We start from the raw sequence: 19,068 nt of genomic DNA, 5'->3' as shown, positions 1-19,068 counted from the left end.
CGCATTCTAGCGATGTTCCTCGCCCAGTCAACCAGAAATGTTTAATACCCTGATCGTTCGGGCATTTTTTGCCCTTTTTGAACAGTTTTAGCGCCTTTGGCCGTTTCCTGCCTCAAATCAGCGGAAACCTCACCTTACGGCGCAAGTGACTCACAGGTTGGCGTGGTGGGTCAAATCGCCCCAGGCAGCCTTCATGTACTGGAACATAGACCAGAAGGTGAGCACGGTAGCGACATAGAGCATCACATAGGCGAGCCACACCATCCAGACGTTGTATTGCCAGATAAGACCGGTGAGCGACACCATCTGGATCATGGTCTTCCACTTGCCAATCCAGCTGACCGCCACCGAGGAGCGTTTGCCGAGCTCGGCCATCCACTCACGCAGGGCGGAGATGATGATCTCGCGGCCAATCATGGTCATGGCGGGGATGGTCACCCAGATGGTGTTGTAGTGTTCGACGATGACCACCAGTGCGGCGGCGACCATGATCTTGTCGGCAACCGGGTCAAGGAAGGCGCCAAAGGCGGTGGACTGATTGAGCTTACGGGCCAGATAGCCATCAAACCAGTCAGTGGCGGCGGCCAGAATAAAGATGATGGCGGCAGCCAGATAGGACCATTGATAAGGCAGATAGAACAGGATGACGAAGACGGGAATGAGCAAAATCCGGAAAAACGTCAACAGGTTAGGTATGTTTGTCATTATTTTCAGCCACTTCTTGTACGTCGCTACATAGTGCGCCAAAGCCGATTTGCGATGCAACCGCACTGGCGCCCGTCTTGGTCTTTTTAATCCATCAATCTTCTCAAAATGCGAGGGCCATTATGGCATTTACGGCCCCCCCGCGTCACGGCTCTTGTGCATCAAGGAGTTAGCGATTTTGCTATGCTGCTAACCCTGCTCAGGCGCTGTGCAAGCCATCGTGGATGGTCTGGGCCAGCTCCTGACTGATGCCGGGTACCTTGGCCAGTTCATCCACGCTCGCCTTTTTGACCTCCTGCAGGCCGCCCAGATATTTGAGCAGCGCCTGCCGCCGTTTCGGCCCCACCCCAGGAATATCCTCCAGACTGCTGCTGGTGCGGGCTTTGGCCCGTCTGGCCCGGTGGCCGGTAATGGCAAAACGGTGGGATTCATCGCGAATATGCTGAATAAGGTGCAAAGCGGGCATATCTGCCGGCAAATGCAGCTCTTCATGGCTCTCCCCCATGATGAGAGTTTCCAACCCCGCCTTGCGGGTGACCCCCTTGGCAATCCCCACCAGCAGCGGATATTTGCCGCCGAGAAACTCTAGCTGACGGGCCAGGATCTCTTCGGCGCGGCGCAACTGGCCGAGGCCGCCGTCAATAAACAGCACATCAGGCACCTTGTCCGGCTCCTGCTGCTTGCCAAAGCGGCGCTCCAGCGCCTGCTCCATGGCCGCGTAGTCATCACCGCCAGTGATACCGTCGATATTGAAACGACGATATTCCGATGAGAGCGGCCCCTCCCGGTTGAACACCACGCAAGAGGCCACGGTGCGCTCCCCCATGGTGTGGGAGATATCGAAACACTCCATGCGGGCAATGGGGCGCTCCAGCTCCAGCAGCTCTTCCAGCTGGTCGTAGCGGGCGGTGATGGTGCTCTTGTGAGCCAGCCGCGATCGCAGCGCCGTCTCGGCGTTGATGGAAGCGAGCTTGATAAAGCGGGCCCGTTCGGCGCGGGTACGGCTCACCACCCGCACCTTGTAGCCTGCGGTCTGGCTCAGAGTCTCGGCGATGACGCTCTCGTCCTCAAGGGCCACATCGAGCAGCACCTCGCTCGGGATCTGCCGCCCCCCCTGCCCCGACAGATAGAACTGCAGCAGGAAGGATTGCACCACCTCGTCGAGTTGGGTATCGGCCGGCACTTTCGGGAAGTAGCTGCGCGAGCCGAGCACCTTGCCCTGACGGATAAAGAGCACGTGGATGCAGGCCGCACCTTGCTGGAAGGCGACCCCCACCACATCCAGCTCGTCCAGCACGTTGCCGCTCACCGACTGCTGTTCGGTAACCCGGCGCAGCGCCAGGATCTGATCCCGGTAGCGGGCCGCCTCTTCAAAGCGCAGATCGCCGCTGGCGGACTCCATCTTGCCCACCAGCTCGCCAATCACCTGCTGGTTCTTGCCCGCCAGAAACAGTTTGGCCAGCTCCACCTGCTGGGCATATTCGGCCTCGCTCACCAACCCGGGCACGCAAGGGCCGGCGCAACGCTTGAGCTGATAGAGCAGGCAGGGACGGGTGCGGTTGGCATAGACCGCATCCTCGCACTGGCGTACCGGAAATATTTTCTGCATCAGATGCAAACTCTCGCGCACCGCGCCGCCAGAGGGGTACGGGCCGAAGTACTCTCCTTTGATCTTGCGGGCACCGCGATGCACGCCGATGCGCGGATGCTGGTGCGCGGTGATGATGATCCAGGGGTAGGATTTGTCATCCCGCAGCAGCACGTTGTAACGGGGTTGGTACTGCTTGATCAGGTTGTGCTCGAGGATCAGCGCCTCGGTCTCGGTGTGGGTAACGGTGACCTGGATATCGGCGATCTGGCGCACCAGGGTGCGGGTCTTGATGCTGTCGACGTTGGTGCGAAAGTAGGAAGCGAGCCGCTTTTTCAGATCCTTGGCCTTGCCCACGTAGATCACGGTGCCACCGCTGTCATACATGCGGTAGACGCCACTTTGATGGGTGACGGCGCTCAGAAACGCCTTGCTGTCGAAGAGAGGTTCGGGAGAGAGGGTCATCAGCTACTCGGCTCACACAAAGGCAAAAATTGACGGGCAGAGCATACTGCCCTCGCCGCCCGAAAAGCAAAGGGGCAGAAAAGCAAAAAGGCGGCACGCGCCGCCTTTGTGACCACACGCCACCCGATTAGAGGGTATCGGCATCCAGCATGCCATAGCGAATGGCCAGATGGGTCAGTTCCACGTCACCGTTGATCCCCAGCTTGCTGAACAGACGATAGCGGTAGCTGTTGACCGTCTTCGGGCTCAGGTTGAGCTGCTCGGAGATATCGGTCACCTTCTGCCCCTTGGTGATCATCATCATGATCTGCAGTTCGCGCTCGGAAAGGGACTTGAAGGGATTCTCGTCAGCGGAGGCAAACTGGCTGAGGGCCATCTGCTGGGCAATCTCTGGGGAGATGTAGCGCTGACCGGAGTGCACCAACCGGATCGCCTGGATCATCTCGTCGGGAGCAGCCCCCTTGGTCAGGTAACCGGCGGCGCCTGCCTGCATCACCTTGGTGGGGAACGGATTTTCTGAATGAATGGTCAGCACTATGATGCGCACATCGGGGCGGATCCGCAGAATTTTGCGGGTCGCTTCCAGACCACCAATACCCGGCATGTTCATGTCCATCAGGATCACGTCCGGATGGTGTTGGCGACAGAACGTAACTGCAGTCTCGCCGCTCTGTGCCTCACCCACCACCTTGATCCCGCGCACATCTTCAAGAATGCGTCTTATCCCTGTACGCACCAGCTCATGATCATCGACCAGGAATACATTTATCACCCAAACACCCCGTTTTATCTCGTTTTAGCCGCCCGGTTAGGGTTAACAGGGCGTCTTGCATCATAACCAAACTCGTCGCTTTGGCAAACCATGCACGCCAAAAGTTTGAGAAAACCCATGTTTAGCGTTTAAAATCAAATAATTATATAAATTTTCAAAACAAAAAACGGTGTCTTGCGACACCGTTTTTCATGATGTTAGTGCTGTGGCCATCACTTGGCCAAAAAGGCCCGCACCTTCTCCAGATCGGCCTGGGTATCCACCCCGACCGGCGGCGCTTCAAGGGCCTGGGCGACGTGGATCTTCTCCCCGTACCAGAGCACCCGCAGCTGCTCCAGTGCCTCGACCTGCTCCAGCACGCTCGGTGCCCAGTCTACGTAACGCTGGATAAAGCCGGCGCGATAGGCGTAGATACCGATATGACGCTGGTAGTGGTCACCAATCTGCTCGTGACTGTTGGCAAAGCGATCCCGATCCCAGGGAATGCTGGCTCGACTGAAGTAGAGGGCGTAACCATCCTTGTCAGTCACCACTTTCACTGCGTTCGGGTTGAACGCCTCTTCGGCATCCTTGATCGGCACCGACAAGGTCGCCATCGGCGCCGTGGCGGCGGCCAGATTATCCGCTACCTGACGAATGATGGCGGGCGGAATGAGCGGCTCATCCCCCTGCACATTGACGATGATGGTATCGGCGGCAAAGCCGTAGTGACGGCACACCTCGGCCAGACGCTCGGTGCCGGACTGGTGATCCGGTGAGGTCATGCACACCTCGACGCCGGTGCTCTGCAGTGCCTGCTGTACCCGCTCGTCATCGGTCGCAACGATCACCCGATCGGCACCCGATTGCAGGGCTTTCTCCACCACGTGCTGCACCATGGGCTTGCCATGGATATCCGCCAGCGGCTTGCCCGGCAGACGGGTTGACGCATAGCGGGCCGGAATGACGACGACGAAACTCATGACGGCAGCTCATCACTGTTGAGCGGACGGGCACGGTTCTCCAGCAGCACCGGGATCCCCTCCTCCAGCGGATAGGCCAGCTTGTCAAAGCGGCAGACCAGCTCATGAACTGCTTTGTTGTAGTGCAGCTTACCCTTGCAGACCGGGCAGGCGATGATGTCGAGCAACTTGATGTCCAAAGCCAAAACGATACTCCTTCAACGATGTCGCGCTGGCGGCTTCATCACACCAGCGATGGATGTCGAGCAACCAGATATTCCATACGGGGCATATCAACCCCCAGCTCCCCCGCCGAGGCGAGAGAGATTAATCTTGTGCCTTGGTTACGCCTTGCGCCTTTCCACTCGTGTTCAGCTTGTGCAACAAGGTATCGAGCAAGGAGGCGGGCAACTCGGCGCTGACCGGCAGATACCACCAGTTATCGAAGGCAAACGGGCGGCACTTGACCGCATCCTTCTCGGTCATCAGCAGCGGCTTGCTGGCAAAGCGGCCCACCAGCTCATCCCGATCGAAGGGGTGATGATCGCCGTAGGCGGCCTGCTGATCCAGCTGATAGCCGAGCCCTTCTAGGGTGGCAAAGAAGCGGGGTGGATGACCGATCCCCGCCAGCGCATCAACCTGCCCCGACAAGGGGGCGGCAAGCGGTGCATCGTCGCGCACCCGGCGCGGGGTGTCGGCGACCAGTTGCATGGGGTACTCCCCCTTGCCCGGCTCGCCGCCGTTGCAGATGATGGCGTCCACTCGTTTGAGACGAGTGATCGGCTCGCGCAGCGGCCCCATCGGCAGCAAGCAGGCGTTGCCAAAACGGCGAGCGCCATCCACCACCACCAGCTCGATGTCGCGGGCCAGCGCATAGTGCTGCAGACCATCGTCGGTGATGATGATATCCACCTCACCGCTCTGCTCCAGCAGTCGTACCGCGTCGGCCCGTTTCGGGGCAACTACCACGGGGCAGCCGCAGCGCCGGGCAATCAGCACCGGCTCATCTCCGGCCTGCGCCGTGGTGCTGGTCTCATCCAGCCGATAGGGGTAATGGGGCGCCTTGCCACCATAACCACGGCTCACCACCCCGGGGCGATAGCCGCGGGCTTGCAACTGCTCCACCAGCCAGACCACCACCGGCGTCTTGCCGTTGCCCCCCACCGAAATATTGCCCACCACAATGACCGGCAAGGAGGCGCGATACCCCTTGCGCCAGCCGTGACGATAGGCGTAGCGGCGGCTGCCGCTGATGATGGCAAACAGCAGGGCAAAGGGGGCCAGCAACCAGCGCCAGCCACTTTTGCGATACCAGAGCCGTTCCAGCATCAAGCCTTGCTTCCCGCGTTGCCAAACTGAATGGCGCGCAGCTGGGCATAGGTGCCGCGCTGCTCCATCAGTGCTTCGTGGTTACCGCGCTCGACGATATGGCCTTCGTCGATCACCAGGATCTCGTCCGCCTTCTCGATGGTGGAGAGACGGTGGGCGATCACCAGCGAGGTACGCGCCTTGCAAAGCTCGTCGATAGCCGCCTGAATGTGGCGCTCGGACTCGGTATCGAGGGCCGAGGTGGCCTCATCCAGCAGCAGAACCGGCGCATCGCGCAGCAAAGCCCGCGCAATGGCAACACGCTGGCGCTGACCACCGGAGAGGGATGCACCGTTCTCGCCAACCACAGTGTCATACCCGTTGCTCATCTTGCTGACGAACTCGTCGGCATGAGCGATACGGGCGGCCTGCACGATCTGGTCGCGGCTGTATTTGTCTTCTGCCGCGTAGGCGATGTTGTTGGCCACCGAGTCGTTGAACAGGTGGACATGCTGGGAGACCAGCGCGTACTGCTTGCGCAGCTCGCTCAACTTGTATTCGCGGATGTTGATGCCGTCCAGCAGGATCTCGCCCTGATCGATGTCGTAGAAACGGGTCAACAGGCTGGCAATGGTACTCTTGCCAGAGCCGGAACGGCCCACCAGCGCCACCGATTTACCCGCCTCCACCTTGAAGCTGACGTTGTGCAGCGCCGGGGTATCCTTGGTCGGGTAGGTGAAGGTGACGTTGCGAAACTCGATCTCGCCGCGGGCACGCCCCAGAGTGCGGGTGCCGGTATCCTGCTCCGGCTCGCTGTCGAGCAGGCCAAACAGGCTGTGGCAGGCGGTGATGGCCCGCTGGAACTGGTTGTTGACGTCGGTCAGGCTTTTCAGCGGCTTGAGCAGCATCATCATGGAGGTGATCATGACGGTAAACGTACCGGCAGTCAGGGTTGATTTGACGCTGTCAATGGTCGCGACGTAGAGGAAGGCAGCCAGCGCGATGGAGGCAACCATCTGCACCACAGGGCTGCCGATGGCATCGGCAGCGACCATCTTCATGGTCTGCTGGCGCATGTTGTTGCTGACCTGGAAGAAGCGTTTCTCTTCCACCTTCTGGCCACCAAACATCAGCACCTCTTTGTGCCCTTTGAGCATCTGCTCGGTGGAGGTGGTGATATCCCCCACCGCCTGCTGAATGTGACGGCTGATCTGGCGGAAACGACGGCTGATAAGGCCGATGATGACCCCCACCAGCGGGCCAACCACCAGGAAAATTACCGACAGCTGCCAGGAGTGCCAGAACATCAGGCCGAGCAGACCGACCACGGTCGCCCCTTCCCGCACCAGGGTCACCAGCGTGGTGCTCGCCGCCGAGGAGACCTGACTGGCGTCATAGGTCACCTTGGAGAGCAGATGACCGGTGTTCTGGCGGTCGAAGAAGCTCATCGGCATTGCAACCATGTGATTGAACACCTGCTGTTGAAGACGCATCACGACGTGGTTGCCGACCCAGGCCATGCAGTAGTTGGAGAGAAAGTTGGCGACACCGCGCAGGGCCACGATGCCGAGGACGAAGAAGGGCATCCATTTCAAAACGGTGCTGTCGTTGCCATTGATGCCCTGATCGATCAGCGGCTTGATGGAGTAGACAAAGGTGGTATCCACGGCGGCGTAGCCCAGCATCCCTATGATGCCACCGACCAGGCCCAGCTTGCGATCACGGACATAACCGAGCAGGCGTTTGAATACTGGCCAGCTCTCTTGTGAGGTTTCTTGTTGCATGAATAGCCGTTAGTAATGGAAATGACGGGCTATTCTAGCCAAAGCGCAGGCTTACACCAAGCGCCGCCACCTATATCGCATTCCTACACGGCAGAAATGGCGGATTATTGCTCAAACCACACTCGCGGTCGCCACCACTCACCACTGCGCCGGTACCAGGGCCCCAGACCTCGCTCGGCGGTGACGCTCAAGCCCGCTGCGGTGGGGTCGACCAGAATCGCCCCTTGCTGACCGGTGATCCACTGGCGGGCATCCCGATAGCGGGCCACCACATCGGGACGGGGAAAGCCCCACTGATTCATAAAGCCGGCGCTGTGGATCACATCCTTTGCCGCCACCGCCGCGACAAACGGGGGTGTGGAGGAGGTGCGACTGCCATGATGGGGGCTCACCAGCAAGGTGCTGGCCAACCCCTCACCATCCAGCGCCACCAGCCGCTGCTCGGCTTGCCGCTCGATATCTGCACTGAGCAGCACACTGAGCTCGCCATCGCTGATACGCACCACGCAGCCATCGTTATTGCGCCCGCCACCGGGGCGCTCGGGCCAGAGCACTGCAAACGAGAGCCCCTGCCAGCGCCACTGTTGCCCACGCTCGCAGAGCGTCGTTCCCTCACTGAAGGGATAAGAGGAGAGCTCGTGACGCACCGGCATGGCGCTGAGCAGTCGCTTGCGATTGCCGGCATGGTCCCGATCCTTGTGGCTGATGATGAGGCGATCGATGACCCGGATCCCCAGATGGCTCAGCTGGGGCAGGATCACAGCATCCGCCATGTTGTAGCCTCCGGGATAGCGATCACCAGTGTCATAGAGGATGGCGCGCTCCCCCTTGCTGATCAGCACCGCCAGCCCCTGCCCCACATCCAGCACCCGCAGTTGCCAGCGGGCAGGCGTTTGCCAGCACGCCAACACCAGCGCAAGGGCGCCCGGTAACCAGAGCCAGCGTGCCGGGCGCCACTGTGCGGCGAACCAGAGCAGCAACAGCAGGGTGCAGAGTGGCAGCCACCAGGCGGGTAGTGGCCACCACAGTTGCAGTTGATCGGCCAGCCAGTTCAGGAGCGTCAGCACCCACCCGAGCCCCAGATCCGCCAGCCAGAACAGGACATAGGCAAGCGAGGTGGAAAGCGGCGCCAGCAGCACACCGATCAGGGCCAGCGGGATGATGGCGATACAAAAGAGCGGCACCGCCAACAGGTTGATCACCATGGCAAGGGGCGCTATCCCCTCGAACAACGTCAGTTGCAACGGCAGCAGACCGAGCAGCAGCCAGAGCTGGATCTGCCAGAGCCCCGGCTTGTCGTGGACATATCCCACCAGCAGCAGGATGGCCACCGCCAGAAACGAAAGCCAGAAGCCGGCCGAATAGAGGGCGAAGGGATCCCAGAGGGTCAATACCACAAAGGCCCATAACCAGATGCGCCAAGCCGGCCACTCTCGCCGGCTCCAGCGCAGCACACTCCACACCAGCACCATGATCAGGGCCCGCTCGGTGGCCACCGCAAATCCGGCCAACGCGCTGTAGACGGCGGCAAACAGCAGGGAGGTGATGATGGCGCCGCGCAGACCAAACAGCCTGCCCAGCCACCACCCGAGCACCGCCACCAGCGCGATGTGTTGCCCTGAGATGGCGATGATATGGGTCAGGCCGCTGCCGCGAAACAGCTCCCACTGGGCATCCGTGATGCCGCTCTGCTCGCCAAAAGTGAGCGCCGCCAGCAAGGGGACATGATCAAGTGGGCGCCAACTCTCGGTCGCGGCCCCCAACCAACGTTCACGCCAACCCGCAGGTACCTGTTGAATGTCGATCACCCGACGCAGATTGCCGGTGGCGGTGATCCCCTTGCCCAGCAGCAGACGCCGCCCATCCAGCCCCGCCTCGTTGGCAAGACCGTGAGCCGGTTTCAACGAGGTCACCAGGGTGATCCGGCTGCCTACCGTCATGGCTGGTAATGCCTGATAGGCATTGACCCTGATCAGGGGCTCAGGCGTCACCGGTTGCTCGTCGAGGGAGCTCACCCGCAGCAGCAGCCGGACAAATTTATCCCCCTCGGGCTCTGCACTTTGCAACTGTGCGGTTATCATGTGGCTCGTCTGATCGCCCAACCGCTCCAGCCAGGCCAGCCGATAGGCAAGATTGGCCTGCATCCAGAGGATGCCGAGCAGGAGAAACAGCCACCGCCAGGCACGGCAACATGCAAGGGGGATCAGCAGGGACAGCAACAGGCCCCCCCATGCGAGTGAAGGTAACCATGGCCAGAGCAGTGAGGAGCTTGCCCCTAGGGCAAACGACAACAGACGCAGATCCATGGAGCAAGTATTTAGCAAGGTTTCAATATGCCCAAACGACTCATTAAACGCTGGATGCCCGATCAGCAAACCCTGAAAGAACACAAGCACCTGCGGCTGTTCGGCAAACTGCTGCTCGATGCCAACCTCTGGCACCTCAACCGCCGCTCGGCCGCCGGGGCATTTGCGGTGGGCCTCTTCATGGCCTGGGTGCCGCTCCCCTGCCAAATGCTGTTGGCCGCCGGTGGCGCCATCCTGTGCCGGGTCAATCTGCCGCTCTCGGTGGCGCTGGTCTGGCTCTCCAACCCCTTTACCATGCCGCCCCTGCTCTATGGAGCCTATCTGGTGGGTTGCCAGTTGCTGGGACATTCGGCGCAGCAGATAGAGATTGAATTCACCTGGGAGTGGCTGGTCTCGGTACTGGGCACAGTGGCACCGCCGCTGTTGCTGGGCTCGCTGATCCTGGCCCTGCTCAGTTCTCTTATCGGTTACACCCTGATCCGCACCTTCTGGCGGATCAGCACGGTGCGCCAGTGGCAAAAACGCAAGATGGCCCGCCCATGCTGAGTCGCTGGTTTGCCCGCTTCAAGCTAGATCCCGATACCCTGCGCCAACAGAAGTGGTTTGCCCTGTTTGGTGAGCGACTGCTTGCCCCTGCCCTCTGGCAAGGGGGCACCCGCGCCCTGAGTGGCGCGGTGGCGGCCGGGATCTTCGCCTGCTGGTTCCCCATCCCGATGCACTCGCTCATCGCAGTCGGTCTGGCGCTGGCATTCAGCCTCAACCTGCCACTGGCGCTGCTGGCGGTCTGGTTCAACAATCCGCTGACCCTGCCGTTCATGTACCTCTACGCCTATCGCACCGGTTGTCTGGTACTGCACCAGACGCCGGAGCCTTTCCACCTCAGCTGGACCCTGCACTGGCTGGAGCAGGAGGCTGCGACCCTGGTGCCCCCCTTCCTGCTCGGCAGCCTGCTGCTGGCGGTACTCACCGCCCTGAGCGGCGGCGTCCTGACCGCGCTGCTGTTGCAACTGCGCAAGCTGTGGCAAGGTGCCCGCCACCACTGAGCCGCCCTTACCCTTGTTTGGCAATCAGCCGTTGGTGTCTAGTCCTGAAATAGGTTTACACATTTTCAACTATCATTTCTCTACTCAGAACCCCCTATGTACTGCATCGGGGGTTCTGTATTTCAACGCATGATGCGGCCGCTCCGCGTTGTAAATATCCACCGCTTCACGCACCATTTCCCGCGCTTGCGTCAAATCCTGCGGGCTTTGCAACAATAACTCTCCTTTCAAAATCCCGTTCACCCGCTCCGCCAACGCATTCTGGTAACAGTCATACCCATCCGTCAGACGGGACAAGCAGAAACAAAAAGCCCCTCATCTTGCACGCACAAGGGAGAGGGGCAAACAGGCACAGAAATAAAACGGTTACTCGGCGGTGGCCATCTGCCAGGTTTTGAAGCCGCCGGAGAGATTCTTCACTTTAAAGCCGAGCTGACTCAGCAAGCGGCAGGCGACATGGCCGCGCAGCCCAACCTGACAGCTGATCAGCAGCTCTTTCTCTTTGGGCAACTCATGGAGGCGACCACGCAACTCGTCGAGGGGGATATGCAGCGCCCCCGGAATGCGGCCCAGCTTGTCGAGCTCCGGGCCATTGCGCACATCCACCACCAGCTGATGGGGGTTACGAGCCTGCACCTCGGCCACGTGGCAGAGCAGGGTGTCCCCTTTCAGATGGTTGCTTGCCACAAAGCCCGCCATGTTGATCACATCCTTGGCTGAGCCGAACGGCGGCGCATATGTAAGCTCCAGATCCTGCAGGTCAAACACGGTGAGACCGGCGCGCTGGGCCACCGCCAGCACGTCGATGCGCTTGTCGATGCCATCCTTGCCGATGGCCTGGGCACCGTAAATCTTGCCATCCGGGGCAAACAGCAGCTTGAGGCTGACCGGATGGGCGCCCGGGTAGTAACCGGCGTGGCTGCCCGGATGGACATAAACCTTCTCGAACGGCAATCCCAGTTGCACCAGTCGCTTCTCGTTGAGGCCAGTGCTGGCCACCGCCAGATCGAACAGCTTGCAGATGGCTGTCCCTTGCGTCTTCTTGTAGGTTTCGCTTCGGCCCAGCATGTTGTCGGCGGCGATGCGCCCCTGCCGGTTGGCCGGGCCCGCCAGCGGGATCAGCACAGATTCGCCGGTGACGAAATCTATCTCTTCCACCGCATCCCCCACCGCGTAGATAAAGGGATCCGAGGTACGCATCCCGGCATCGACCTTGATGCCGCCCCGTGGGCCCAGCTCCAGCCCCGCTTTGGCGGCGAGCAGGGTTTCCGGCTTGACGCCGATGGCGAGGATCAAGAGACCGGTATCAAGATGGGAGCCGTCATTGAGGGTCAGGCGCAGGCCACCACTTTTGGCGGTCGGCACGGCGGAGGTTTTCTCGGCAGGCAGATCCAGACTCTCGATGGCGGTGAGGCCGGTGCGCAGGCGCAGGTCGATCCCCTCTTCCCGGATGCGGGCATGGAGCATGTTGGCCATCTCCTTGTCCACCGGCGCCATCACCTGATCGGCCAGCTCCAGCAGGGTGACATCCAGCTTGCGCTGGTGCAGTGCCTCCATCATCTCCAGCCCGATAAAGCCGCCGCCCACCACTGTGACGTGGCGCGGCTGATCGTGATGCAGAGCCGCCAGAATGCGATCCATGTCCGGGATGTTGCGCAGGGTATAGACATGGGGGCTGTCGATACCGGGGAAGGGAGGACGGATCGGCGCAGCCCCCGGGCTCAGCAGCAGCACATCGTAATGCTCGCGCTGCTCTTCACCGGTTTGCAGGTTGCGCACCAGCAAGGTCTTGCCCGCCTTGTCGATCTCAATCACATCGTGGAAGACCCGCACATCGACGTTGAAACGGCGCTTGAAACTCTGGGGAGTCTGCAGCAGCAAGGCATCCCGGTCGGGGATATCGCCCCCGATGTGATAGGGCAGACCGCAGTTGGCGAAGCTGACAAACTCGCCCCGCTCGAACATCACGATCTCTGCCTCTTCACTCAAACGACGAGCACGAGCCGCCGCCGATGCGCCCCCCGCGACACCACCGATAATCAGGATCCGTTTCATCTGCAAGACTCCTCATACATGATAATGGGCAATAAATTAGACTTTTCTAATTTAGAATTCAATGAAATTTTGTTTCACACCATTTTGCAGTATTCTTGCAACCCCGACGGTTGCTTAACAGGATGTTGTTTGTTCATGTCGTCTACCGCACTCAGTCATCTTCCTCCTGCCCTCCAGACGCCACTCTTTTTCCGTCTGGACCTGCGCAGTCAACGGCTGGTCGCCCTGACCGACGTGATGCAAACCCCGCTCTACTGGCTCGACGAACCGCGCGCCCCCTGGCCTGCCCAGCTGCCCGATGCCCTGCGCCTGCCCATCGAACAACTGCTGGCCAACGGCCATGGCGGCAAGATCACCGTGCGCTTTGCCAGCCAGCTCTGGCATATCGCACTCGCTCACGAGCAGGATGGCTTCTGGCTCATCTGTCTGCAGAACCTTCGTCAGGAGCCCATCGCCGATCTGGCATTGCAACTGCCGCGCCTCAGCCAGATGGCGAGCCAGCAACAGTATGCGCCCCTGCTCGAGGCCCTTAAAGAGAGCTTGGGGGCCGATCGGCTCATACTCTGGCACTATCAGGCCAACGGCGATCTCGGCAGCGAGCAACTCACCCCGGTGTTCACCCTGGGGGTCGAGGCGCTCTACCCCATTCGCGGTGACAGCCGCTATATCCGCGCCCTGCGTACCCGCAAATCCTTAAGCTTCTCGGAAGCGGCCCACCAGCCGATGCTGAGCAATCACCTCTATCTGACCAGTGCCGGTGTGCGCTCACGCCTCGATGGTGCCCTGCTGGAGCAGGACAAGCTGTTCGGGGTGCTGAGTCTGGAGTATCTCGATCCCACCCCGCTTAGCGAGGAGATGTTGCAGCTGGTGCGCAGCAGCGCCCAGCTGCTCGGCCACTGGCAACCGCAACCGGAAGAGCACCGCGCCGAGCTGGCCCTCCCGCCCGAGCTGCACCAGCAGACCGGCATCGACTACTGCAAGACGCTGGTAAGCTGGGCCATGAGCGCCAGCGGTGCCCGGGTGGGCTGGATCGGCGAGTTCCAGCCCCGCGGTCAGGATCTCTGGATCATCCCCCGCTGCGTCATCAACGAGGAGATCTGCTCCACCCTCAAGCCCATCCAGCTCGACCCCGGCCCCGCTCAGGAGCTGTTCCAGCACGGTCAGGCCATCTATGTGGAAGATCTGCCCGTACGCTATCCCAAAGCGACCCGGCTGCTTGCTCTCAATGCCAGCGCCTACATCGGCATTCCGCTCCATGGCCAGAGCGGCGCCCCCATTGGCCAGATCACCCTGCTGCTCGATACCCCACTTGAGGAGCCCGAACAGCTTCTGGATCTATTGAGCAGCCAGCACGAGCGGGCCGCCATCGAACTCAAGCGCCTCGCCACCGACGATGCCCTGCGGCTGGCCGAGGTAGCCTTTAATACCCACGATGGGCTGATTGTGATGGATCACAACGGCATCATCCTCAAGGTCAACCACTCCTTCAGCCGGATCACCGGATTTGGCGAGGTAGAGGTGATCGGTCACTCCATTCGCAAGCTGCGTCCCACCTACTACGGGGATCATCTCAAGGAAGATGTCAGCCGCACCGTCAACGAGCAGGAGTTCTGGCTCGGTGAAGAGCGCTGTCTGCACAAGGATGGGCACCTCTTTCCGGTGCGCTTGATGGTGAACGGCGTCAAGGATGAGCAGGGGGAGCTCAGCCACTTTATCTGCAGCTTCTACGACATCACCCAGGAAAAAGAGGCGGCCAGACATATCGAGCAGCTCGCCTACTACGACGATCTCTGCGGTCTGCACAACCGCCGCAGCCTCAACCATATTTTGCAGCAGACCCTGAGCGCCTCCAACGGCCAGTGGGGCGCCCTGTTGCTGGTGGATCTCGACAACTTCAAGTCGATCAACGACTCCCTCGGTCACGCCTGCGGCGATCTGTTGCTGCAGTCCGTGGTGCAGCGTTTCAGGGAGCTGCCCCAGGACAATCTGGTGCAGGCGCGTATCTCGGGGGATGAGTTTGCCCTGCTCTTTACCCAGCTGGGACAAGGGGAAGTCACCGCCAAAATTCTGGCAGAGCACTTCGCCCGCGAGCTGATGGGGCTGTTTCGCACCCCGTTCGACATCGGCGATCACAAACTGCACTGCAGCGCCTCGGTGGGGATCAGCCTCTTCTCCGGCAACGAGACGGATCATCTGGTCCTGATGCAACAGGCCGACACCGCGACCCACATGGCCAAGCGCGCCGGTCAGGGCCACTACGTCTTCTTTACCGAGGCGATGGCCCAGCATGAGAAGAACCGGCTGACCCTCACCAATGAGCTGCGCGATGCCCTGCGTCACCACGAGCTGCAACTCCACTATCAACCACAATACCGGGTCGACAATGGCTCGCTGTCGGGTATCGAGGCGCTGCTGCGCTGGCAGCGCAGCGACGGCACCATGGTGCCGCCCGGGGAGTTTATCCCCATCGCCGAAGAGACCAGCCTGATCCTCGAGATCGGCTACTGGGTGATGAAGACCGCCTGCGCCCAATACAGCTTCTGGCTCAACCGTGGCCTGCAGATCCCCCATCTGTCGGTCAACGTCAGTGCCCGCCAGTTCCACACCCAGGGCTTCGTACAACAGGTGGAGTACATCTTGCGCGATACCGGTGTGCCCCCCTCCCGCCTGCTGCTGGAGGTGACCGAATCGGTAGTATTGGAGAATAGGCAGGAGAGTATTGCCAGAATGCGCCAACTCAAGGAGCTCGGCATCCTCATCTCCATCGACGACTTCGGTACAGGCTACTCGTCGCTGGCCTATCTGCGGGATCTGCCCGCCGATGAGGTGAAGCTGGATAGAAGCTTCATTCAGACCCTGGTACACAGCGAACAGGACAGAGCCATCGTCAAGGCAATACTCGATCTGGCCCAGGTCTTCCGTTTTACCGTCACCGCCGAAGGGGTGGAAGAGGAGGCGCAGCTGGCCATCCTCAAAGCGCTGGGATGCCAGCATTATCAAGGGTTTCTCACCAGTCGGCCGCTCACCGTCAAGGGGCTGGAGCAGCTGCTTGGCAGCCGGGCGACGGACTAAAGGTGTAGGATCAATAGGGGTTTATGTAATAAAATAACGGCCTGCTCGAATTGTTGGAGTTGTTTATGTCTGTCATTAATCGGATCCCTGCCGTTGAAATCAGCCAGCCAGCCGGAGCTCACGGCACCGTTGGCCGGATCCATTCCGTCGAAACCTGCGGCACTGTCGATGGCCCGGGAATACGCTTTATCGTATTCATGCAAGGCTGCCTGATGCGCTGCAAGTACTGCCACAACCGCGATACCTGGGATACCGAAGGTGGCCGCGAAGTGACCGTACCGGAGTTGATGAGTGACATCACCAGCTATCGCCACTTCATGAATGCCTCCGGCGGTGGCGTGACAGCGTCCGGCGGTGAAGCCATGCTGCAACCCGCTTTCATTACCGAACTCTTTACTGCCTGCAAAGAGAAAGGGATCCACACCTGTCTCGACACCAACGGCTTCGTCCGCCATCTCGACGAACAGGTGGACAAACTGCTCGACCAGACCGATCTGGTGCTGCTCGACATCAAACAGATCAATGACGAGAAACACATTCCGCTGACCCACGTCAGCAACAGATACACCCTGGAGTTTGCCCGCTATCTGGCAGCCAAAGGCAAGACCATGTGGATCCGCTACGTGGTGGTACCGACCTGGAGCGACGACGACGAGAGCGCCGAAGGGCTGGGCCAGTTTATCGCCGAGCTGGGCGATAGCGTGGAGAAGGTGGAGCTGCTCCCCTACCATGAGCTCGGCAAACACAAGTGGGACGTACTGGGCGACCCGTACGAGCTGAGCGGGATCAAGCCCCCCAGCAAGGAGACCATGGAACGGGTCAAGGGCATCCTCGGCAAGTACCACAACAACGTCAAATATTGATGGTAAAAGCAGGCTGATTCGTCAGCCTGCTCTGCTATGGGGCGGTCGGGAAGGCCGCCCGGACTCTACTGCATGAATGGACGACAAGATGAGTGAAGGACAACTCGCCGCCCTCCTGATCTGGCTGGTACTGCTGGCCTTCAGCCTGCGCCGCTCTCTGTGGCAGACCCTCCATGACAACCCCCTCTATCAGCACCTGTTGCTGGGTAGTGCCATCGCGCTGGTGCCGCTCTGGTATCTAAGGGCCGGTCTGCATGAGGGGCTGGAGGTCCATTTTCTCGGGCTCACCTCCCTCACCCTGCTGCTGGGCTGGCGGCTGGCCCTGCTCGCCCCCTGCCTGACCCTGCTGGTACTCGATTACTTTGGCGTCACCAATCTGGCCGACTTTGGCTGGCAGGCGCTGGTTGGCATTGCCCTGCCAGTAGCCACCAGCTGGCTGCTGTTTCTGGCCAGCTGGGCCTGGCTGCCGCGCCATCTCTTTGTCTATATCTTCGTTGCCGCCTTTCTTGGCGGCGCCCTCGCCATCTCGGTCAAGGTTGCAGCCAGCGCCCTGTTGATGGGGATAAGCGGCAGCTACCCCTGGCATACCATCACGGCAGACTACCTCTCCATCTGGCCGCTGCTGCTCTTTCCGGAAGCGCTGCTCAACGGCATGGCGATGACGGTGCTCGCCATCTACCGTCCCCACTGGGTCAACACCTTCTTCGATCGCACCTATCTGGGCAAATAACTCCTTTTCCCCTATCTGCGCGCATAAAAAAGGAGAGGCCATGGCCTCTCCTTTTGTGCTATTCCGAATTGTGACAAATCCCGGTTTAGTGCAGCTTCAGGGTCGGACGCAGCACACGGTTGATACGACCCACCAGCATGATGAGGCCGGTCTTGACGTAGCCGTGCAGGGCGATCTGGTGCATCCGGTAGAGGGAGATGTACACCAGACGGGCGATATAGCCTTCCACCATCATGGAGCCGCGCATCAGGTTGCCCATCAGGCTGCCCACGGTGGAGAAGCGGCTGAGGGATACCAGCGAACCGTGGTCGTGGTAGAGGTAGGGCTTCATCTCGCCGCCGTTCATCTTGGCCAGAATGTTCTTGAACGCCTGGCTGGCCATCTGGTGGGCAGACTGGGCGCGCGGCGGCACGAACTTGCCATCCGGCTGCGGGCAAGCGGCGCAGTCACCGATGACGAAGATGTTCTCGTCACGGGTGGTCTGCAGGGTCTCTTTCACCACCAGCTGGTTGATGCGGTTGGTCTCAAGACCAGCGATATCCTTCATGAAATCCGGCGCCTTGATACCGGCAGCCCACACCATCAGGTCAGCTTCAATCAGCTCGCCATCCTTGGTATGCAGACCTTCGGCGGTCGCTTCGGTGATCATGGTGGCGGTACGCACATCCACACCCAGCTTGACCAGCTCCTGATGAGCGGCGCCGCTGATGCGCTCCGGCAGAGCCGGCAGAATGCGCGGGCCCGCTTCCACCAGGGTCACCTTCAGGCTGTCGGTGGTGAGGTTCTTGAAGCCGTAGGCATAGAGCTGCTCGACCGCGTTGTAGAGCTCGGCAGAGAGCTCGACGCCGGTGGCGCCGCCGCCAACGATGGCAATCTTCACCTTGTCGCCCGGCTGGTATTCGGTGGCGAACTGCAGGAAGCGGTTCATCATGCTGTTGTGGAAACGGTGCGCCTGGGAGGGGCTATCGAGGAAAATACAGTTATCCTTGATGCCCTTGGTGTTGAAGTCGTTGGAGACAGAACCGATGGCCATCACCAGATAGTCGTAGGGCAGCTCGCGCTCGTTGACCACGATGTCGCCATTGTCGTCGTGGATCGGGGCCAGCACGATGCGTTTATCGTCACGCTTGATGTCGGTCAGGGTGCCGAGCTGGAAGTCGAAACCGTGGTTCTTGGCGTGAGATTGGTAGCTCAGGGCATCGATGCCCGCATCCATGGAGCCGGTGGCTACTTCGTGCAGCAGGGGTTTCCACAGGTGGGTGCGGTTGCGATCGACCAGAGTGATCTTGGCCTTGTTCTTCTTGCCAAGCTTGCGACCCAGACTGGTGGCCAGCTCCAGGCCACCGGCGCCGCCGCCTACAACGACAATATTCATCATGATGATTTTCCTCGGTTCCTCAAAACGAAAGGGAGCCATTGGCTCCCTAAAACGAAAT

General features: G+C 60.4%; 15 protein-coding genes and 1 pseudogene. 5 read left to right on the top strand and 11 right to left on the bottom strand.

Annotated features, from left to right (window positions below):
* Positions 1 to 150 precede the first annotated feature (150 nt).
* From pgsA to I6L34_RS18740, 8 genes are all read right to left on the bottom strand, one after another.
* Positions 151 to 705 carry a CDP-diacylglycerol--glycerol-3-phosphate 3-phosphatidyltransferase gene (pgsA, locus tag I6L34_RS18775; protein WP_031227442.1) on the bottom strand — a complete coding sequence of 185 codons (555 nt, stop codon included), beginning with the start codon at positions 703 to 705 and terminating at the stop codon, positions 151 to 153.
* A 199-nt stretch (positions 706 to 904) separates the two neighbouring features.
* Complete coding sequence (uvrC, locus tag I6L34_RS18770; protein WP_139472809.1) at positions 905 to 2,758, bottom strand: excinuclease ABC subunit UvrC; 1,854 nt, start codon at positions 2,756 to 2,758, stop codon at positions 905 to 907.
* 127 nt (positions 2,759 to 2,885) lie between these two features.
* A complete protein-coding gene (gene uvrY, locus I6L34_RS18765; RefSeq protein WP_005337448.1) occupies positions 2,886 to 3,530 on the bottom strand; it encodes a UvrY/SirA/GacA family response regulator transcription factor in 645 nt (214 codons plus the stop codon).
* Positions 3,531 to 3,742: 212 nt separating this feature from the next.
* Positions 3,743 to 4,492, bottom strand: coding sequence for a 3-deoxy-manno-octulosonate cytidylyltransferase (kdsB, locus tag I6L34_RS18760; protein ID WP_021229372.1), 750 nt, complete (start codon positions 4,490 to 4,492; stop codon positions 3,743 to 3,745).
* Positions 4,489 to 4,677: a Trm112 family protein gene (locus tag I6L34_RS18755; RefSeq protein WP_005347033.1), complete on the bottom strand. Its 189-nt coding sequence runs from the start codon at positions 4,675 to 4,677 to the stop codon at positions 4,489 to 4,491. The genes kdsB and I6L34_RS18755 overlap by 4 nt, the downstream gene beginning before the upstream one ends.
* 121 nt (positions 4,678 to 4,798) lie before the next feature.
* Positions 4,799 to 5,800 carry a tetraacyldisaccharide 4'-kinase gene (gene lpxK, locus I6L34_RS18750; protein ID WP_216955135.1) on the bottom strand — a complete coding sequence of 334 codons (1,002 nt, stop codon included), beginning with the start codon at positions 5,798 to 5,800 and terminating at the stop codon, positions 4,799 to 4,801.
* Positions 5,800 to 7,563: a lipid A ABC transporter ATP-binding protein/permease MsbA gene (msbA, locus tag I6L34_RS18745; RefSeq protein ID WP_216955134.1), complete on the bottom strand. Its 1,764-nt coding sequence runs from the start codon at positions 7,561 to 7,563 to the stop codon at positions 5,800 to 5,802. Before msbA ends, lpxK begins: the two co-directional genes overlap by 1 nt.
* 104 nt (positions 7,564 to 7,667) lie before the next feature.
* A complete protein-coding gene (locus I6L34_RS18740; protein WP_216955133.1) occupies positions 7,668 to 9,869 on the bottom strand; it encodes a DNA internalization-related competence protein ComEC/Rec2 in 2,202 nt (733 codons plus the stop codon).
* Between the two features lie 27 nt (positions 9,870 to 9,896).
* Here I6L34_RS18740 and I6L34_RS18735 point away from each other — a divergent pair, with 27 nt between their 5' ends.
* Together I6L34_RS18735 and I6L34_RS18730 are read left to right on the top strand one after the other, a co-directional pair.
* Positions 9,897 to 10,415 carry a DUF2062 domain-containing protein gene (locus I6L34_RS18735; RefSeq protein ID WP_005350890.1) on the top strand — a complete coding sequence of 173 codons (519 nt, stop codon included), beginning with the start codon at positions 9,897 to 9,899 and terminating at the stop codon, positions 10,413 to 10,415.
* Complete coding sequence (locus tag I6L34_RS18730) at positions 10,409 to 10,912, top strand: DUF2062 domain-containing protein (RefSeq protein WP_216956945.1); 504 nt, start codon at positions 10,409 to 10,411, stop codon at positions 10,910 to 10,912. The genes I6L34_RS18735 and I6L34_RS18730 overlap by 7 nt, the downstream gene beginning before the upstream one ends.
* Before the next feature lie 84 nt (positions 10,913 to 10,996).
* Here the strand turns inward: I6L34_RS18730 and I6L34_RS18725 are convergent.
* Positions 10,997 to 11,200: pseudogene (locus tag I6L34_RS18725) on the bottom strand (integrase core domain-containing protein); the annotation flags it as partial.
* A gap of 78 nt (positions 11,201 to 11,278) precedes the next feature.
* Entirely contained in the window at positions 11,279 to 12,967 is a 1,689-nt protein-coding gene (locus I6L34_RS18720; RefSeq protein WP_058058105.1) for an FAD-dependent oxidoreductase, read from the bottom strand.
* A gap of 135 nt (positions 12,968 to 13,102) precedes the next feature.
* Between I6L34_RS18720 and I6L34_RS18715 the strand changes: the two genes are divergently transcribed.
* The 3 genes from I6L34_RS18715 (at position 13,103) to I6L34_RS18705 (ending at position 17,632) form a co-directional block, all read left to right on the top strand.
* Positions 13,103 to 16,039 (top strand): EAL domain-containing protein, encoded by a 2,937-nt coding sequence (locus tag I6L34_RS18715; protein ID WP_058056097.1) that lies wholly within the window; start codon positions 13,103 to 13,105, stop codon positions 16,037 to 16,039.
* 65 nt (positions 16,040 to 16,104) lie between these two features.
* Positions 16,105 to 16,902, top strand: a complete 798-nt coding sequence (gene pflA / locus I6L34_RS18710) for a pyruvate formate lyase 1-activating protein (protein ID WP_080768686.1) — start codon at positions 16,105 to 16,107, stop codon at positions 16,900 to 16,902.
* A gap of 88 nt (positions 16,903 to 16,990) precedes the next feature.
* Positions 16,991 to 17,632 (top strand): energy-coupling factor ABC transporter permease, encoded by a 642-nt coding sequence (locus I6L34_RS18705; RefSeq protein WP_058056189.1) that lies wholly within the window; start codon positions 16,991 to 16,993, stop codon positions 17,630 to 17,632.
* 85 nt (positions 17,633 to 17,717) lie between these two features.
* Here the strand turns inward: I6L34_RS18705 and I6L34_RS18700 are convergent, their stop codons facing one another.
* Positions 17,718 to 19,010, bottom strand: a complete 1,293-nt coding sequence (locus I6L34_RS18700) for an NAD(P)/FAD-dependent oxidoreductase (protein ID WP_058058103.1) — start codon at positions 19,008 to 19,010, stop codon at positions 17,718 to 17,720.
* Between the last annotated feature and the right edge of the window lie 58 nt (positions 19,011 to 19,068).

The organism is Aeromonas sp. FDAARGOS 1404 (assembly GCF_019047085.1).
Classification (GTDB): Bacteria; Pseudomonadota; Gammaproteobacteria; order Enterobacterales; family Aeromonadaceae; genus Aeromonas; species Aeromonas veronii.
Note: the sequence above shows the minus strand (reverse complement) of the source record. Positions and strands in the feature narration are given on the sequence as shown.

Coding starts and splice junctions, on each gene's coding strand:
- I6L34_RS18730 (WP_216956945.1), top strand. CDS start 10,409: ATGCTGAGTCGCTGGTTTGCCCGCTTCAAGCTAGATCCCGATACCCTG.
- uvrC (WP_139472809.1), bottom strand. CDS start 2,758: ATGACCCTCTCTCCCGAACCTCTCTTCGACAGCAAGGCGTTTCTGAGC.
- I6L34_RS18720 (WP_058058105.1), bottom strand. CDS start 12,967: ATGAAACGGATCCTGATTATCGGTGGTGTCGCGGGGGGCGCATCGGCG.
- msbA (WP_216955134.1), bottom strand. CDS start 7,563: ATGCAACAAGAAACCTCACAAGAGAGCTGGCCAGTATTCAAACGCCTG.
- I6L34_RS18715 (WP_058056097.1), top strand. CDS start 13,103: ATGTCGTCTACCGCACTCAGTCATCTTCCTCCTGCCCTCCAGACGCCA.
- I6L34_RS18735 (WP_005350890.1), top strand. CDS start 9,897: ATGCCCAAACGACTCATTAAACGCTGGATGCCCGATCAGCAAACCCTG.
- I6L34_RS18740 (WP_216955133.1), bottom strand. CDS start 9,869: ATGGATCTGCGTCTGTTGTCGTTTGCCCTAGGGGCAAGCTCCTCACTG.
- lpxK (WP_216955135.1), bottom strand. CDS start 5,800: ATGCTGGAACGGCTCTGGTATCGCAAAAGTGGCTGGCGCTGGTTGCTG.
- pgsA (WP_031227442.1), bottom strand. CDS start 705: ATGACAAACATACCTAACCTGTTGACGTTTTTCCGGATTTTGCTCATT.
- I6L34_RS18705 (WP_058056189.1), top strand. CDS start 16,991: ATGAGTGAAGGACAACTCGCCGCCCTCCTGATCTGGCTGGTACTGCTG.
- pflA (WP_080768686.1), top strand. CDS start 16,105: ATGTCTGTCATTAATCGGATCCCTGCCGTTGAAATCAGCCAGCCAGCC.
- I6L34_RS18700 (WP_058058103.1), bottom strand. CDS start 19,010: ATGATGAATATTGTCGTTGTAGGCGGCGGCGCCGGTGGCCTGGAGCTG.
- kdsB (WP_021229372.1), bottom strand. CDS start 4,492: ATGAGTTTCGTCGTCGTCATTCCGGCCCGCTATGCGTCAACCCGTCTG.